We start from the raw sequence: 17,058 nt of genomic DNA on the forward strand, positions 1-17,058 counted from the left end.
GTCAGATCGGTAGCCTGACCTTACGTCAGCCCGTCGGCCCTTGAGCAGGAGTGGACGAGAACGATGCTTGGATCGACTCACGGCACCCTCACCACCACCTCCCGCCCGGCCCGCGTGGCGGCCTGCGGCGAACGCCGCGGCCCGGCCGTCCACGGTCTGGCCGACGACGCCGAGGACCTCGATGTCAGCGGGCGCCCATTACGCTCGGGCGTGCCCGACCTGGACCGGTTCTTCCGGCCCGAGACCGTCGCCGTCGTCGGCGCCTCGGACGCGGAGGGACGGCCCAACACCGGCATCACCCGGCAGCTCGTCGCCTGGGCCGAGCGGGTCGGCGCCCGGCTCCACCCCGTGCACCCCACCCGCACGACGGTCTTCGGCCGTCCTTGTCATCCCTCCGTCGCCGAACTGCCCGAGCGGATCGATCTCGCCGTCCTCCTCGTGGGCGACCCCCTTCCCGTCATCGAGCAACTGGCCGCTTCCGGGGGCGACTCCACGGACGGCAAGGCGGCGTTCGCCGTCGCGTTCGCCTCCGGCTTCGCGGAGACCGGCCCGGAGGGCGCCGCCGCCCAGGCCCGGCTCGCCGCCGCGGCCCGGCGGGCGGGGGTCCGGCTGCTCGGCCCGAACACCAACCTCAACGCCTTCGAGCACTTCCGCACCGACCTCGACGGCCCGGCGATCGCGCTCGTCACCCAGTCGGGCCACCAGGGCCGCCCCGTCTTCTCCCTCCAGGAACTCGGCGTCCGGCTCTCGCACTGGGCCCCCACCGGCAACGAAGCCGACCTGGAGTGCGCGGACTTCATCTCCTACTTCGCCACCCGGCCGGAGGTCGGGGCCATCGCCGCGTATGTGGAAGGGCTCAAGGACGGCCGCTCCTTCCTGCTCGCCGCCGACCGGGCGGCCCGGCACAAGGTGCCCGTCGTCGCCGTCAAAGTCGGCCGCACCGAGACCGGCGCCCGCACGGCCGCCACCCACACCGGCAAGCTGACCGGCGCGGACGACGTGGTGGACGCGGCCATGCGGCAGTTCGGCGTGATCCGCGTCGACGGTCTCGACGAGCTCCAGGACACCTCGGCCCTGCTCGCCCGCGCCCGCCCGCCGCGGGCCACCGGGGTCGCCGTCTATTCGATATCCGGCGGCACGGGCGCCCACTTCGCGGACCTGGCCACCGCCGCCGGCCTCGACCTGCCCGCCCTCCCCGCCGCGAAGCAGCACGAGCTCCACCAGTGGATACCGGACTACCTCTCCGTCGCCAACCCCGTCGACAGCGGCGGCCACCCGGTCGGCGACTGGCGCGGCCGCAAGATCATCGACGCGGTCCTCGACGAACCTTCCGTCGGCGTCCTCATCTGCCCGATACCCGGCCCCTTCCCGCCCATGAGCGACACCCTCGTAGGGGACCTCGTGGCGGCGGCGGAGGAGACGGACAAGCTCGTCTGCGTGGTCTGGGGCTCCCCTGTGGGCACCGAGGACGCCTACCGCGACGCGCTCCTCGGCTCCTCGCGCGTGGCCACCTTCCGCACCTTCGCCAACTGCGTCACCGCCGTGCGCGCCTACCTCGACCACCACCGCTTCGTCGCCCACTACCGCTCCCCGTTCGAGGAGGCGCCCCGCACCCTCTCCCCTTCCGCCCGCAAGGCGCAGGCCCTCATGCGGCCGGGCGAGCAGCTCAGCGAGCACGCGGCGAAGCAGCTCCTGCGCGCGTACGGCATCCGCGTCCCCCGCGAGCAGTTGGTGACCAGCGCGGCCGCCGCCGTGCGGGCGGCCGGGCTCGTCGGCTACCCCGTCGTGATGAAGGCCTCGGGCCCGCAGCTCGCGCACAAGACGGAGCTCGGCCTGGTCAAGATCGGCCTGACCTCGGCGAGCCAGGTCCGCGACGCCTATCGCGAGCTGACCGACATCGCCCGCTACGAGGGCCTGCCCCTGGACGGCATCCTCGTCTGCCAACTCGTCGGGTACGGGGTGGAGATGGCGGTCGGGATCTCGCCGGATCCGCTCTTCGGCCCGACCGTGACGGTGGGGCTGGGCGGGGTGCTGGTCGAGGTGATGCGCGACATCGCCGTGGGCGTACCGCCGTTCGACGAGGACCGTGCCCGCGCGATGCTCGGCGAACTGCGCGGCGGAGCCCTGCTGGACGGGGTCCGGGGGGCGCCCCCGGCCGACGTGGACGCGCTCGTGGAGACCGTCCTGCGCGTCCAGCGCATGGCCCTGGAGCTGGACGGCGAACTCGCCGAGCTGGACATCAACCCCCTCGTGGTGCTGGACCGCGGCCAGGGCGCCGTGGCCCTGGACGCGCTGGCCCTCTGCCGCTGAGCCGCGCGCGGCGGCCCGGAGAACCAGGAGTTCCCCCATGTCCGTCTCCCCCCGTGAAACGCCTGCCGACACCACCGGAGCGGACGGGTCCACCGAGCCCCCCGGGCCCGTCCGCTCCGATGCCTCAGTGATACTCCACGCCACTGACAACGGCGTCCTGTGGATCACGCTGAACCGCCCGGAATCCCTCCACGCGATCACCGCTGACCAGCGGGAACAACTGATTTCAGATTTTTTTGAAGCCTCCGCGGACCCGGCCGTGCGGGCCGTGGTCGTCACCGCGACGGGCAGGGCCTTCTGCGCCGGGGCCGATCTCCGCGCGGCTTCTCCGGCGCGGCCCGGCGAGCCCGTGCCGGGCGATGTCGCCCGCGTGATCCGGCTCGGCGCGCAGCGGCTGATCGGCGCGGTGCTGGACTGCGAGAAGCCCGTGATCGCTGCCGTGAACGGCATCGCCGCCGGCCTCGGTGCCCATCTCGCGCTGGCCTGCGATCTTGTGGTGGCGGCCGAATCGGCCCAGTTCATCGAGGTGTTCGTGCGCCGCGGCCTGGTGCCCGACGGCGGCGGCGCCTATCTCCTGCCCCGGCTCGTGGGCCCGCGGCGCGCGAAGGAGCTGATGTTCTTCGGCGACGCGCTCTGCGCGGCCGACGCGGAACGGCTGGGGCTGGTGAACCGGGTGGTGCCGGACGGCGATCTGACCCAGACGGTCCGCGCCTGGGCGCAGCGGCTGGCGGCCGGGCCGACCCGCGCCCTCGCCCTGACCAAGCAGCTGGTCAACTCCTCGCTCGACGCCGACCGGACGGCGGCCTTCGCCGCCGAGGCCGCCGCGCAGGAGATCAACATGACGACGGCGGACGCGCGGGAGGGCGTGGCGAGCTTCGTGGAGCGCCGCGCCCCGCGGTTCCGGGGCCGATAGCCCGTACGCGACCCTTCCAACCTGACAGCCCGTCAGCTTCAATGGAGTCATGATGGGACACGCGGGCATGGCGGCAGCCGCCGTGCGGTATCTGCGGTCGACCGGAGCGCCGACCTCCGCACCTCCGCGGGCCGCCGGCCCGCCCCGCCCGGAACCGCGGCCCGTCGACCCCATGCCGCGCCCGGAGCTGCGTGCGGTCCGGGCGGACGAGCGAGTTCCGCCTTCGCCGGACGAACTCCGCCGCGTACTCGGCAACTTCGCCAGCGGGGTCACCGTCGTCACGGCGCCGGGCCCGGGCGGGGAGCCGCCCGCGGGCTTCTCCTGCCAGTCCTTCGCCTCGCTCTCCCTCGACCCGCCGCTGGTCGTCTTCATGGTGGCCCGCACGTCCTCCACCTGGCCGCGCATCGCCCGCGCCGGAGTCTTCTGCGTCAACATCCTCGGCGCATGGCAGGAGGAGCTCTGCCGGGCCTTCGCGGTCAGCGGTGCGCGGACGGCCGACAAGTTCGCGGGCGTACGGCACGCGCCGTCCCCCGCGACCGGATCGCCGCGCCTCGCGGACGTTCCGGCCTGGGTCGACTGCACGGTCCACGCCGTGCACCCGGGCGGTGACCACCTGATCGTCGTCGGGAGCGTCGAGGCGCTCGGGGCGGACGGGAACGCGGCAGGAGCGCGGCCGCTGCTCTTCCACCGGGGCGCGTTCGCGACGTTCGCCCCTTGAGCCGTGGCCCGCCGGGCTACCTCTTGTGCCGGACCACCTTCGTCAGCACGTAGCGCTTGCCGGAGCCCGGCTTGCCGATCTCGTGGTAGATCCGCGGCTTCTTCTGCGTGCCGCCGACGCTCCAGTCGCGGCTGAGTTCGCAGGACTTGATGCGCATGGCCACGCTCTCGATCTTGCCGCCCTCCCGGACGGCCTTCCAGTTCCCGGAGCCGTCGCAGTCCTTCGGCCTGTCCTTGCCCGTCTCGTCCCAGACGTAGTTGTCGAGGCCCTCTGCGACGGCGACACCGTCCGAGTCGAGCTTGACCGTGCCTCCGTGGCCGTCGGTCCAGGTGCCGGCCAGATCCGACTTGTGCAGCCGCGGCGGCTCGTACACCTTCACCAGGCCGGTGCCGTACGCGCCCGCGCCCAGCACGGCGACCGCGAGCCACGCGAGCGCCCCGTCGCGCGCGACCCTGCGGACCAGGCCCCTGGCGCGGCCCTTGCGGACGCGGCGGCCGGCGACCGCGGCGACCAGGGTGGCGGGCAGCAGCCCGGCCGTGAGGCCGGCCCACCACAGGGCGTAGGACAGCGCGGGGGCGAACGCGTGGCTGCCGAGCGCCGCCACGCCCCCGAACGCGGCCACCACCAGGGCGGCCACCACCGGCACGGCGGACAGGTCCCAACGCAGGCGCTCGGCCCGGCCCGCGCGCCGTGCGACGCGCCGTGCGAGCGCCAGCGCGGGCATCACTGCGATGCCCGTCACGAAGCCGCTGACCAGGACGGCGAAGAACGCGATGCCGAGAACCGCCGCGATGATCACGGCCACGTTGTGCGGCAGCCCGTCGTGCTCACGCGCGAGCATCACCAGGACGGCGATCGTCCCGCCGATCACCGCCTCCGCGCACAGCCCGGCCATCGACGCGCAGAACGCCGCGCCGAAACCGTCGGCGTGCATCACCCGCTTCGGCGCCCGGGCCGACTCCTCGGGTGTGGCTTCCGCTTGTGCCTCCGCCCCGACCGGCATCGCGTCCGGCTCGGCCTGCTGTGTCATAACCGCCCCTCTCTCCAAGAAAGATTCCCCCAGAGGCCGGGAGGTTGCTTCCGCGCGCAGACCGTGACCAGTGCTTCGTCCGCCGGACCGCCGGTTTCCACCGGCGAGGAGGTCCGGAAGAGCACCGCACCGGCACCGGCCGCCCGGCGGACCATTCTTACCGATTGGCCCGCCTTGACCTGAATGAGGGCCTACGCGGCCCCGCATCCCGGAGGGGCGAAGGCCCCGACAGGCACGAGCCAACAACACCCCGAGGCCGTGACCGGCGCAAGACCGCCGACACCGATCGCAAGAGGGATCACACAGGTGCGCTCCGGAGGCAGCCGGTCAGACGGCGGCCGGGGTCCGGGCAGGCCTCCTCCGGATGATCAGGGCCATCAGCGCGGCCACCGCGCACAGCGCTCCGGAGGCGTACCAGACGAGGTCGTACGAGCCGAAGGCATCGCGGGCCACACCGCCCAGGAACGCGACCAGGGCGGCACCCACCTGATGGGACGCGAGCACCCAGCCGAAGACGATCGCGCTGTCGTCGCCGTAGTGCTCACGGCACAGCGCGATCGTCGGCGGCACGGTGGCGACCCAGTCGAGCCCGTAGAAGACGATGAAGAAGATCATCGGAGGGTGGACGGACGGCGCCATCAGCATCGGCAGGAACATCAAGGAGACGCCCCGCAGCCCGTAGTAGACGGCGAGCAGCCTGCGCGCCTCGAACCGGTCGGTGAACCAGCCGGAGGCGATCGTCCCGACGACGTCGAAGACGCCGATCACCGCGAGCAGGCCGGCGGCGGCAGTGACCGGCATGCCGTGGTCGTGGGCGGCGGGCACGAAATGGGTCTTGACCAGCCCGTTCGTGGACGCGCCACAGATCGCGAAGGTGCCCGCGAGCAGCCAGAAGGGGCCCGTGCGGGCCGCGTTCACCAGAGCCTTCACCGCACGCAGGGCCGCACCGGACACGGGCGCCGGCTTCGGCGCGTAGGCCTGCGCCCCGTACGCGGTGAGGCCGACGTCCGCGGGGTGGTCGCGCAGCAGCAGCCAGACGAACGGGACGACGGCGAGCGCGGCGGCGGCCACGATCAGGGCCGCGGGCCGCCAGCCGTGGTGTTCGACGATCCAGGAGAGCAGCGGCAGGAAGATCAGCTGCCCGGAGGCGCCCGCGGCGGTGAGGATGCCGGTGACCAGTCCGCGCCGGGCGACGAACCACCGATTGGTGACGGTCGCCGCGAAAGCGAGAGCCATGGAGCCGCTGCCGAGGCCGACGAGCACACCCCAGCACAGGACGAGCTGCCAGCTCTCCGTCATGAAGACGGTCAGCCCCGCGCCCGTCGCGATCACCGTCAGGGCGCAGGCGACGACCCTGCGGATGCCGAAGCGGTCCATGAGGGCGGCGGCGAAGGGTGCGGTGAGCCCGTAGAGGGCGAGGTTGACGGAGGCCGCGAAGCCGATGGTGCCGCGCGACCAGCCGAACTCCGCGTGCAGCGGATCGATCAGCAGGCCGGGCAGGGAGGCGAAACCGGCCGCGCCGATGATGGTCACAAAGGTGACGAGAGCAACGAACCAGGCACGGTGGATGCGGGTCCGGCGCCCGCCGCGCCCCGAGCGGCTCGCCGGGCGTGCGGGACGAGGAGTTGTCTGGGTCACGTCATCAGCATCGGGAGCACCCGGGTTGCGAACGAGTGGCCGAAAGGACAGCATTCGCAAGGATCGGGCCATCATGATCCGGAAAGCCGCAGGCCTGCGGCAGCCTTGTCGGTGCGGGCCGGTGATTGTCAGTGGTGGGCCGCAGACTGGTCAAAGACGGGTGGGAGACCGCCCGGGAAGCGCTTGGGGGGACGAATGGACATGCCGCAGACCACCGATGCCGGGCGTACGGAAAGCCGGCCGGGCGTACGGCCGCACCGCGTCGTGGTGCTCGCCCTGGAGGGCGTCATCCCCTTCGAGCTCTCCATTCCGTACCGCATCTTCGGCAAGGCCAGGACGGCGTCCGACGAGCCGCTGTACGAGGTGGTGACGTGCGCGCTCGAGCCGGGCCCGGTCCGCACCGACGCCGACTTCACGATCACCGTCGAGCGGGGCCCGGAGGCGCTAGCGGAGGCCGACACGGTCGTCGTCCCCGCGTCGTACGAGCTCGGCCGCCCCTACACCGTGGGCGAGCTCGAGGACGCCCAGGCCGCCGCCCTCGCGCACATACGCCCCGGCACACGCCTGGTGTCCATCTGCACCGGGTCGTTCATCCTGGCGGCCGCCGGGCTCCTCGACGGACGCCCGGCCACCACCCACTGGAGCAGCACCGACCACTTCCAGCGGCTGTTCCCGTCGGTCCGGGTGGACGCCGATGTGCTGTTCGTCGACGACGGTGATCTGCTGACCTCCGCGGGGGTGGCCTCCGGCATCGACCTGTGCCTGCACATCGTGCGGCGCGACCACGGGACCGCGGTGGCCAATGAGGTGGCCCGGCGCAGTGTGGTGCCTCCACATCGCGACGGCGGCCAGGCGCAGTACATCCACCGGCCCGTGCCGGAGCCGCAGTTGGCGACGACCACGGCGGCACGCGCGTGGGCGCTGGGGCGGCTGCACGAGCCCATCCAGCTGCGGGACATGGCCGAGCAGGAGGCGATGAGCGTACGGACCTTCACGCGCCGCTTCCGCGAGGAGGTCGGGATCAGCCCCGGGCAGTGGCTGACCCAGCAGCGGGTGGAGCGGGCACGGCACCTGCTGGAGGACAGCGATCTCTCCGTGGACCAGGTGGCGCGGGATGCGGGGTTCGGCACGGCGGCGTCCATGCGGCAGCACCTCCAGGCCGCACTGGGTGTGTCACCGACCGCGTACCGGCGCACGTTCCGGGCGGCGCCGACGGACTCCCGCCGGTGATCCGCACGCGGTTCAGCCGAAGGTCAGCACGGCGCGTGCCACACGCCCTCCCAAGGTGTCGGTGACGGCCTTCGCGAAGTCCTCGACCGGGTAGGCGGTGGTGACCAGTTCGTCCAGCAGGAGGCGGCCCTCCCCGTACAGCCGGGCGTAGAGGGCGATGTCGCGCTGAGGGCGGGACGAGCCGTAGCGGCAGCCCAGTATCGACTTGTCCAGATAGAGGGACGAGACCAGGAAGGACGCCTCCGCGGCGGCGGGCGGCACCCCGAGCAGCACCGCCTGACCGTGCCGGTCGAGGAGATCGACCGCCTGCCGTACGAGCCCGGCGTCCCCGACGCACTCGAACGCGTGGTCCGCACCGCTGGGCAGGATCGCGCGGACGGCGGCCCGGGCGCCTGCCGGGGCGGAGGCGTCGACGAAGTGTGTCGCCCCGAACTGCCGGGCCACGGCCTCCTTTTCGGGGTTCGCGTCGACCGCGACGATGACACAGGCTCCGGCGATGCGCGCCCCCTGGAGGACGTTCAGGCCGACGCCGCCCGTGCCGATGACGACGACGGAGTCCCCTTGGCCGACCCTGGCCCGGTTGAGGACCGCGCCGACGCCGGTCAGGACGCCGCAGCCGATGACGGCCGCCGAGGCCGGCGGCAGGTCGGCGGGGATCCTGACCGCCTGGACCGCCTTGACGACCGTGCGCTCCGCGAAGGCGGAGCTGGAGGCGAACTGGTAGAGCTTGCCCCCGCGCCGGGAGAAGGGCCTGCCGGGCATGCCGATCGACCTGCGGCACATGGTCGGCCGACCGCGGTCGCACTCGGCGCACGTGCCGCAGTTGGCGAGGGTGGAGAGTGCGACGTGATCGCCGCGCGCCACATGGGTGACCCCGACGCCGACCTCCTCCACCACCCCCGCGCCCTCGTGCCCGAGCACGGCCGGGACCGGGAAGGGGATGGTGCCGTCGATGACGGACAGATCGCTGTGGCAGAGACCGGCGGCGGCCACGGCGACCAGCACCTCGCCGGGGCCCGGCCCGCGGACGTCGAGGTCGTCGACGACCTGGGGGCGCTCGCCGTCGAAGATGACACCTCTCATGGCTGCTCCGTCCTCTCGGCGGCTCGGATATATGCGGACCGGACTGTTCAGGCGGGCCAGACGACGGACTGGAGCTCGCTGTACGCGTGCAGCCCGAAGGAGCCGCCGTCCCGGCCGACCCCGCTCTCCTTGAAGCCGCCGAACGGTGTTTCGGGGTGCCGTTGGACCGTGTTGATCCCGACGTTTCCGCAGCGCAGCCGGGCGGCGAGGGCCCAGGCGCGGCCGGCGTCGGCGCTGAAGACGTAGTCGTAGAGGCCGTACGAGGTGCTGTTGGCGATGCGGACCGCCTCGTCCTCGTCGTCGAAGGGAAGAGCCACGACGACGGGACCGAACAACTCCTCGCGGGCGACGGTCATGTCCGGGGTGACATTGGTGATCAAGGTGGGTGCGACGTAGAAGCCGCGGTCGAGGCCGGGACGGGTGCCGCCGACGGCGATACGGGCGCCTTGCTCGCGGGCCCCGGCGATGTACGCCTCGACGCGGTCGCGCTGGGCGGCGGAGATCAACGGGCCCACGATCGTGGAGTTATCCACAGGGCTCCCGATTGTCAGTGCCCGCGCGTAGTGTGAGAGACCGGTGACGACCTTCTCGTACGACGACCGGTGGACGAGCACCCGGGTCGGCGCCGTGCAGATCTGTCCGCTGTGGAACGACCAGACCGAACCGACCGCCCCGATCGCCGACTTGAGCACTTTCCCGTCGGCGTCCTCCAGGACGATGGCCGCGCCCTTGCCGCCCAGTTCCATCAGGGTGCGCTTCATCGACCTCCCCGCGGCCTCGGCGATCTTCCTTCCCACAGCGGTGGACCCGGTGAAGCTGATCATGTCGACACCGGGGTGGGACACGAGCGCTTCGCCGGTGGCGGGGTGCGAGCCCGTGACGACGTTGAAGAGGCCGTCCGGGAGGCCCGCCTCCTTGAGGATCGGGCCCAACGCGAGGCAGCAGAGCGGGTCCTGCGGCGCCGGCTTGGCGACGACCGCGTTCCCCATGGCCAGGGCGGGTGCGACCTTGCCCGCCAGATTGACGACCGGGAAGTTGTAGGAGGTGATGCAGCCGACGACGCCCACGGGGCGCCGGACCGCGGCGGCGCCCAGCAGGCCGCCGGGGGCCAGTGGGGTCCGCTTGACGGGGCAGGGCGCGAGCGGGACGACGTCCGGTTCGAGGGCGCCCCGGGCGTAGCGGCGGAACCGGTCGACCGCCGCGGGCAGTTGCAGGGTGGTGGTGACGCGGGTCGTCGCGCCGGTCTCCGCTTGGAGGAGGGGCAGCAGTTCCTTCTCGTGTTCACCGATCAGTTCCGCTGTCCGGTCCAGGACGGCCGCGCGCTCGCGCGGATCCGTACGGGACCAGCCGTCTCGGGCGGCCCGCGCGGCGGTCACGGCGTCGGCGACTTCGGCGGGAGTCGCCTCCGGGGCCTCCCCGACGACCTCTTCGGTCGCCGGATTGACAACTGCATAGTGCCCTTTTTCCGGTGTGTGCCAGGAGCCGTCGATCCACAGTCCGTACGCCGTCATGGACGCGGCTCCTTCGGCAGGCCGAGCACGCGCTCGGCGATGACGGTGCGCTGGATCTCGTCCGATCCGCTGTGGATGGTGTCGGCGCGGGAGAAGAGGAACATGCGTTGCAGGGCGTCGAGTTCATAGGGCCGGTCGGCGTCCCAGGCTGCCGGGCCCAGGGTGGCGGCCGGGCCTCGTATCAGCATCGCCAGTTCGCCGAGTTCTTGGTGCCAGCGGCCCCACAGGAGCTTGGCGACGCTGGGGGCTCCGGGGTCGCCGGCTGTTCCCAGGGTGCGCAAGGCGTTCCAGCGCATGGCCTGCAACTGGGCCCAGTGCCGTACGATCCGGTCGCGCGTCACCGGTTCCGCTGCGGCGCCCGTGTCCAGGGCGAGGCGGATCACGTCCTCCAGCTCGGCCGCGAAGCCGATCTGCTGGGCGAGGGTGGAGAGCCCGCGCTCCCGGCCGAGGAGGTCCATGGCGACCCGCCAGCCGTTGCCCTCCCCGCCGACGACGTGTTCGACGTCGGCCTCGGCACCGTCGAAGAACACCTCGTTGAAGTCGGCGGCCCCCGACATGTCCCGGATCGGCCGGACCTCGATCCGGCCGGGCTGGTCCATCGGCACGAGCAGCAGGGAGAGCCCGTGGTGCCTGCGCGACCCCTCGGTGGTGCGGGCGAGGAGGAAGCACCAGTCGGCTTCATGGGCGTAGGAGGTCCAGATCTTCTGTCCGCTGATCCGGTAGGTCCCGCCTCCGTCGGTGAGTACGGCGGAGGTACGGAGGGCGGCGAGGTCCGAGCCCGCGCCGGGCTCGCTGTAGCCCTGGCACCAGATGTCCTCGCCCCGGGCGACGGCGGGGAGGAACCGGTCGCGCTGGGAGGCGGTGCCGTGGGCGAGGAGGGTGGGGGCGAGGAGCGTCTCGCCCAAGTGGCCGAGGCGGACGGGCGCTTGGGACCGGGCGTACTCCTCGGCCCAGACGACCTGTCCGATCAGGGTGGTGGTGCGATTGCCGTAGGTGCCGTGGGCGGGGTCCCAGGCGAGGCCGATCCAGCCGCCGGTGCCGAGTTCACGCTCCCAGGCGCGGGGCGTGGGGGCGGGCCCGGTCGCGAGGTGTTCGGCGAGCCAGCCGCGCGCCTCTTCCCGGAATGCCTCGTCCTCCGGCCCGAATGCGAAGTCCACGCTCTGTCCTCTCACCGCACGCGGTCACGCGTTGGGGCGGTCATGGGCGGCAGCGGCCTTGGCCATGGCCTCCAGCTTGGCGAGCAGGGGCATGGGGTCACTGCCGACGGTGCCCGGGAGGTGGTCCGCGATCTTCTCCGGGGTCCAGGCGCCGTCGGCGTAGGCGGCGCGCAGTTCGCGCGGCTGGGCCCATACCGCGATCTTGGGGCCGGCGACCGTATAGACCTGCCCGGTGATGCCGTGCTCGCGCACCCGGTCGCTGAGAAGGTAGACCACCATGGCGGCGACGTCCTCGGGATCGCCGATCCCGGTCAGTTCCATCGGCACCTCGGCCGACATCCGCGTACGGGCCACGGGGGCCACGCAGTTGGCGGTGACGCCGTACTTGTGCAGGCCCAGGGCGGCGCTGCGGACGAGCGAGATGATGCCGCCCTTGGCGGCGGAGTAGTTGGCCTGCGCCACGCTGCCCTGGTGGTTGCCGCTGGTGAAGCCGACGAGGGCGCCGTGGCCCTGGCGGCGCATGAGCGCGGAGGCGGCGCGGAAGACGGTGAAGGTCCCCTTGAGGTGGGTGGCGATGACCGGGTCCCACTCCTCCTCGGTCATGTTGAACAGCATGCGTTCGCGGAGGATGCCCGCGGCGCACACAGCCCCGTCGAGCCGCCCGTACCTGGCCACCGCGGTGTCGACGACCCTGCGGCCGCCCGCCATGGTCGACACGTCGTCCGCGAGGGCGGTCGCCCGGCCACCTGCCGCCTCGATCTCCTTGACCACCGCCGTGGCGACATCGCTCGCCGGTTCCGCGCCGTCGACGGACACCCCGTAGTCGTTGACGACGACGCTCGCCCCTTCAGCCGCACAAGCCAGGGCGACGGCGCGCCCGATGCCCCGGCCGGCACCGGTGACGGCGATCACCTTGCCGGTCAAGAAGTCACCCATGCGGCACCCCTTCCAGGTTTCTGACGGACCGTTAGATTTTTGAGCAGGGCGGCCGCGGGCACAAGACCCGGCGGGGCCCGGATCCGGGGAGGGGACGCATGTCATTGCCGGCGGAGTTCTACGATGCGGCCAAGCGGGTCAACAACTGGGGCCGCTGGGGCGAGGCCGACGAGATCGGAACCCTCAACCTGATCACCGACACCGTCGTCCGCGACGCCGTCTCGACCGTGCGCACGGGCCGCCGCGTTCCACTGGCCGTGCCCCTGCAACAGGAGGGGATACAGACCGGGATGATCCCCGGCAGGGTCAACCCCCTGCACACGATGGTCGCGATCAACGTGGAGATGTTCGGCCCGGACACCATCGCCATCAGCGACGACGCCGTGACGATGGGCCTGCAGGCGGGGACCCACTGGGACGGGCTCGCCCACATCTCGCACGGCGGCAAGATCTACAACGGCCGCCCGGCGAGCTCGGTCACCGCACATGGGGGCGCGGCGTGCCATGGGATCGAGAAGATGCGGCACGTCGTCTCGCGCGGAGTCCTGCTCGATGTCGCCCGCGCCCACGGGGTCGAGCGGCTCGCCACCGGGTACGCCGTCGGCCCGGAGGACCTGGACGCCGCGGAGGAGCTCGCGGGGGTGACGGTCCGGTCGGGGGACATCGTGCTGGTGCGGACGGGCCAGATCCAGGCGTATCTGGCAGGTGACCGGCAGGCGTACGGCCATCCGTCGCCCGGACTGTCGTTCCGCACGCCGGAGTGGTTCCGCGCGCGGGATGTCGCCGCGGTCGCCAACGACACCCTGACGTTCGAGATCATCCCGCCGGAGATCGACGGACTGTGGCTTCCGGTGCACGCCCTCGACCTGGTCGAGATGGGGATGCCGCAAGGGCAGAACTGGAATCTGGAGGAGCTGTCCCAGGCGTGCGCGGAAGAGGGGCGCTACGCCTTCCTGCTCAGTGCCACGCCGGAGCCCTTCACGGGTGGGGCCGGTTCACCGGTCGCGCCTGTCGCGATCCTCTGACAACCGAGGACCGGTTACGCCCTCCCGACCGGGAGAACCGCGGGAACTCACCCCCGCACGAGGGCCGTCCGGACCGCATAGCGAACCTGATGGACTCATGGAGGGACCGGAGCTCCATGGCATCGGAGAGGCCCACGACGAGGTGGGCGGGCGGCGGCGCGCCGATGCGCACCCCGAGCACGGCACCGCACGCCGCCGCCGGCTCCGGCGCGCAAGCCCTGCTCGCGCCGGACCGCGACCCGTACTCGCCAAGCAGCCCAGTACGAACGGGCTCCTCGACGTCCCCTCGCAACGAATCGCTGCGTCCAAGGGTGATCACGTGGACACTTCACGTCAACACCTGGTCTGGACTTTGTCGACTAAGCCCGATTTGTGACGGCGCGTGGCGACTCGAAAGCGCCGACCCATGGGGCCTGCCCCCGGTCGACCTCGCACCAGATGCGCTTGCCCGCACCCTCGGGCTGCCAGCCCCAGCGGTCGGCCAGGCCGTCCACCAGCTCCAGGCCCCTGCCGCCGGTGTCGTCGCCCTCGGCCCGCCGTGGGCGCGGGGGGCGGGCGCTGATGTCGGCGACCTCCACGCGCACGGTGCCCGCGCAGAACCCGGCCGCACCGGAGGAGCCACCCGCGTCCGGGAAGAGCATGCGCAGCACGGCCGGACAGCCGGTGTGCACCACGGCGTTGGTGACCAGTTCCGAGATGAGCAGGATCAGCGTCTCCGCCAGGGGCTCATCGACGCCTATGCCGGAACCGGCCAGTCGGGACCTTGCCCACCTACGGGCCCGTCCCACCTCCGCGGGATCGGCCCGGACCTCCATCTGCATCTGAAGCACCTGCACCGCTCACACCATCCGAACCGGCGGACACAACGCCTCGCGTCTCCGAGGGGTCACGGAACGTGATCCCGCTCCAAGACAGCATGGTTGACGCACAGTCACCTCAACAAGCGCTTCGGGCATATTCCGGCGCAAAGGAGTATGCGTACTGCATACTGTGCGACGCGCGCTGCGGAGACTCGAACATCGGAGGGCCACAGGCCCCGTTCCGACACGAGCGTCAGACATTTTCCCACCCGGCGTCGCCACATGGACAACACCTGGCTTGCTGCGCCTCTGAACCACTCGCATCCAAGGGAGAGTACCCGAGGGCGGGACCGACTCCACCCAGTGACGAGTAACGCATAGGACACAGCCTGATATCGACGTTCTGTGATCGGTTATGTATGACATGACCGGCATTTCACCCATGCCGATTAAGCCAGGACATTTTCGCCGCCTTGAGTGCCCCACCAAACATCTGGCGCATTTTCCTCAGCGGCGTCCATCAACAGTTCATTCGCAAGGAATTCCTCCGATTCTTCGGTCGACTGCCACTGAAATGCCCTGACCCAGGCACGTTTGAGGTGCAGATGAATGTCGGCTTCCCATGTGAAGCCCAGGCCACCGTGTACTTGCAGACAGTCACGGGCATTGCGGATGGCTGCACTGTCCGCAAGCAGCTTCGCGGCGGCGATCTCGGCGGGGTCCTCGGTCAGTGACGCGGCGTAGACACTCGCGCGAGCGAGGTCCGTGCGTACGAGCATCTGCGCGCACAGGTGTTGCACAGCTTGGAACGCGCCGACCGGTCGGCCGAACTGGGTGCGGCGCCGGGCGTGGGAGACGGCGAGCGCGATGGTGCCCCGGGCGCTGCCGAGTTGCTGGGCGGCGGTCAGCAAGGCGGCTTCGCGACGCAGGCGTGCGGCATCGGCGGACGTGTCAAGGGCGCCTGGACACAGGGGAGGTGGCGGGTCCACGTGGTGCAGGGGCGTGAGCGGGTCGACGGAGCGGAAGGGGCGGGCCCGTACGGCGCGCGGTCCCGCACCGGCCTCCATGGGCAGCAGCCGGGCGGTGTCGTCGGTGAGCAGCAGCACTGCGTCCGCGAATGCGAGGTGTTCGGCGATGCCCGGCGCGTCCAGGGCGGTGACGATCCGGGTGCCGTCGGCGGCGCCGGGCACCAGGCCCGCGGCCAGGTGGGTGGCGGCCAGGGGGCCGGGCAGCAGGGCCCGTCCCGCCTCCTCGAAGAGGAGCACGGCTTCGGGCAGGCCGAGGCCCGTCCCGCCGTCCTTCTCGGCCAGCCGCAGCGCGAAGAAGCCGGCTTCTCCGAGCGCGCGCCACACCTTGCGGTCCGGGCCGGGGCCCGCGGCGCCATGGGCCTCCGGCGCCCCCGGTGCCCCGTCAGGGGCGGGCGGAGCGTCCACCGCGGCCCGCAGCTTCTCGCGCGGGTACCGGGCCGCCAGGAGCGTGCGCATACCCGCCTGGAGGGCGCGCTGGTCGTCGGTCAGCCGGAAGTCCACGGTCACCATGCCTTGGGGAGGCCGAGGACGCGCTCGGCGACGATGTTCCGCTGGATCTGGGAGGTGCCCGCGGCGATCGTGTAGGAGAGCGAGGAGAGCCGGTCCGCCGTCCACGCCCGGCCGGCGTCGAGGGACTCCGGGCCCAGGACGCCGGCGGCGGCCTCGTAGAGCTCCTGGCGCGCTTCGGAGTAGCGCAGTTTGAAGACCGAGCCGGTCGTGCCCGGGACCCCGCTGCCACCGGTGCGTGCCGCGTGGTCCGCCTCGCTCACGTTCCACTGGGTGAGCCGCCACAGCGCCGTGAACTCGGCGTTGAGCCGCCCCAGGCGGCGGCGGAGTACGGCGTCGTCCCAGCGGCCGTTCGCACGGGCCGCGCGGGCGAGCCGGGTGAGGGTGCGACGGCAGGCGACGACCTCGCCCGCGAAGGCCGTGCCGCGTTCGAAGGCGAGGGTGACCATGGTGACGCGCCATCCGTCGTTCTCCGCGCCGACCCGGTTGCCGACGGGCACCCGCACTCCGTCGAGGAAGACCTCGGCGAATTCGTCGGACCCGGCGAGGGTCCGCAGGGGTCGTACGCTCACGCCGGGGGCGTCCATCGGCAGGGCGAGCCAGGTGATGCCCCAGTGCTTGGGGGCCGAGGGGTCGGTGCGGACGAGCAGTTCGCACCAGTCGGCGACCTCGGCGTGCGAGGTCCAGAGCTTGCTGCCGGTGACGACGTAGGAGTCACCGTCGAGGACGGCGCGGGTGCGCAGGGCGGCGAGGTCGGAGCCCGCCTCGGGTTCCGAGAAGCCCTGGCACCAGATCTCGTCGCCGCGCAAGATGGGCGGGAGCCAGCGGGCCCGTTGGGCGGCGGTGCCCTCCGCGGCGATGGTGGGACCCGCGTGCAGCAGGCCGACGAAGCTGGCGCCCACGTAGGGGGCACCGGCCCGTTCCGTCTCCTCCAGGAAGATCAGGTGCTGGGTCGGGCCGGCGCCGCGGCCACCGGCGTCGGAGGGCCAGTGCAGCCCCGCGTAACCGGCGTCGTACAGGGCCCGTTGCCAGGCGCAGTCGTGGGCGCGCCGGGCGGGCCAGTCCGTGGCGGGCGGCCGCGGCGGCAGCTTCGGCAGTGTCTCGCGGAGCCAGGCGCGCAGCCCGTGCCGGAAGGCTTCCTCTTCTTCCGTGCCGCTGAGGTCCATGGGCGG

14 protein-coding genes are annotated in these 17,058 nt (G+C 72.2%); 5 read left to right on the forward strand and 9 right to left on the reverse strand.

Annotation, left to right across the window (positions count from 1 at the left end; translation table 11 throughout):
- Nucleotides 1–63 precede the first annotated feature (63 nt).
- Genes ABD269_RS07830 through ABD269_RS07840 form a run of 3 tightly spaced genes read left to right on the forward strand, consistent with a single transcriptional unit; the run spans nucleotide 64 to nucleotide 3,941 of the window.
- Nucleotides 64–2,310 (forward strand): acetate--CoA ligase family protein, encoded by a 2,247-nt coding sequence (locus tag ABD269_RS07830; protein ID WP_344117111.1) that lies wholly within the window; start codon nucleotides 64–66, stop codon nucleotides 2,308–2,310.
- Between the two features lie 37 nt (nucleotides 2,311–2,347).
- Nucleotides 2,348–3,223, forward strand: a complete 876-nt coding sequence (locus ABD269_RS07835; RefSeq protein ID WP_344117112.1) for an enoyl-CoA hydratase/isomerase family protein — start codon at nucleotides 2,348–2,350, stop codon at nucleotides 3,221–3,223.
- A gap of 49 nt (nucleotides 3,224–3,272) precedes the next feature.
- Nucleotides 3,273–3,941, forward strand: coding sequence for a flavin reductase family protein (locus tag ABD269_RS07840; protein WP_344117113.1), 669 nt, complete (start codon nucleotides 3,273–3,275; stop codon nucleotides 3,939–3,941).
- Nucleotides 3,942–3,957: 16 nt separating this feature from the next.
- Here the strand turns inward: ABD269_RS07840 and ABD269_RS07845 are convergent, their stop codons facing one another.
- Both ABD269_RS07845 and ABD269_RS07850 read right to left on the reverse strand, forming a co-directional pair.
- Nucleotides 3,958–4,971, reverse strand: coding sequence for a hypothetical protein (locus ABD269_RS07845; RefSeq protein WP_344117114.1), 1,014 nt, complete (start codon nucleotides 4,969–4,971; stop codon nucleotides 3,958–3,960).
- A gap of 327 nt (nucleotides 4,972–5,298) precedes the next feature.
- Nucleotides 5,299–6,609 (reverse strand): MFS transporter, encoded by a 1,311-nt coding sequence (locus ABD269_RS07850; protein WP_344117115.1) that lies wholly within the window; start codon nucleotides 6,607–6,609, stop codon nucleotides 5,299–5,301.
- A gap of 195 nt (nucleotides 6,610–6,804) precedes the next feature.
- On the opposite strand from ABD269_RS07850, the gene ABD269_RS07855 reads away from it, so the two are divergent.
- On the forward strand, nucleotides 6,805–7,839 hold the full coding sequence (locus ABD269_RS07855; protein WP_425572851.1) for a GlxA family transcriptional regulator: 1,035 nt from the start codon (nucleotides 6,805–6,807) through the stop codon (nucleotides 7,837–7,839).
- Nucleotides 7,840–7,851: 12 nt separating this feature from the next.
- Here the strand turns inward: ABD269_RS07855 and ABD269_RS07860 are convergent, their stop codons facing one another.
- Genes ABD269_RS07860 through ABD269_RS07875 form a run of 4 tightly spaced genes read right to left on the reverse strand, consistent with a single transcriptional unit; the run spans nucleotide 7,852 to nucleotide 12,526 of the window.
- On the reverse strand, nucleotides 7,852–8,922 hold the full coding sequence (locus tag ABD269_RS07860; RefSeq protein ID WP_344117117.1) for an alcohol dehydrogenase catalytic domain-containing protein: 1,071 nt from the start codon (nucleotides 8,920–8,922) through the stop codon (nucleotides 7,852–7,854).
- Between the two features lie 47 nt (nucleotides 8,923–8,969).
- Nucleotides 8,970–10,433 carry an aldehyde dehydrogenase family protein gene (locus ABD269_RS07865; RefSeq protein ID WP_344117118.1) on the reverse strand — a complete coding sequence of 488 codons (1,464 nt, stop codon included), beginning with the start codon at nucleotides 10,431–10,433 and terminating at the stop codon, nucleotides 8,970–8,972.
- Nucleotides 10,430–11,590, reverse strand: coding sequence for an acyl-CoA dehydrogenase family protein (locus tag ABD269_RS07870; RefSeq protein WP_344117119.1), 1,161 nt, complete (start codon nucleotides 11,588–11,590; stop codon nucleotides 10,430–10,432). Before ABD269_RS07870 ends, ABD269_RS07865 begins: the two co-directional genes overlap by 4 nt.
- Nucleotides 11,591–11,614: 24 nt before the next feature.
- Nucleotides 11,615–12,526, reverse strand: a complete 912-nt coding sequence (locus ABD269_RS07875) for an SDR family NAD(P)-dependent oxidoreductase (protein ID WP_344117120.1) — start codon at nucleotides 12,524–12,526, stop codon at nucleotides 11,615–11,617.
- A 98-nt stretch (nucleotides 12,527–12,624) separates the two neighbouring features.
- Here ABD269_RS07875 and ABD269_RS07880 point away from each other — a divergent pair, with 98 nt between their 5' ends.
- Entirely contained in the window at nucleotides 12,625–13,551 is a 927-nt protein-coding gene (locus ABD269_RS07880) for a cyclase family protein (protein WP_344117121.1), read from the forward strand.
- A 359-nt stretch (nucleotides 13,552–13,910) separates the two neighbouring features.
- Here the strand turns inward: ABD269_RS07880 and ABD269_RS07885 are convergent, their stop codons facing one another.
- The 3 genes from ABD269_RS07885 to ABD269_RS07895 form a co-directional block, all read right to left on the reverse strand.
- Entirely contained in the window at nucleotides 13,911–14,387 is a 477-nt protein-coding gene (locus ABD269_RS07885) for an ATP-binding protein (RefSeq protein WP_301886713.1), read from the reverse strand.
- A 413-nt stretch (nucleotides 14,388–14,800) separates the two neighbouring features.
- Nucleotides 14,801–15,880 carry an acyl-CoA dehydrogenase family protein gene (locus tag ABD269_RS07890; protein WP_344117271.1) on the reverse strand — a complete coding sequence of 360 codons (1,080 nt, stop codon included), beginning with the start codon at nucleotides 15,878–15,880 and terminating at the stop codon, nucleotides 14,801–14,803.
- 2 nt (nucleotides 15,881–15,882) lie between these two features.
- Nucleotides 15,883–17,052, reverse strand: coding sequence for an acyl-CoA dehydrogenase family protein (locus ABD269_RS07895; RefSeq protein WP_344117122.1), 1,170 nt, complete (start codon nucleotides 17,050–17,052; stop codon nucleotides 15,883–15,885).
- Between the last annotated feature and the right edge of the window lie 6 nt (nucleotides 17,053–17,058).

The sequence above is a fragment of the Streptomyces blastmyceticus genome (assembly GCF_039521185.1).
Classification (GTDB): Bacteria; Actinomycetota; Actinomycetes; order Streptomycetales; family Streptomycetaceae; genus Streptomyces; species Streptomyces blastmyceticus.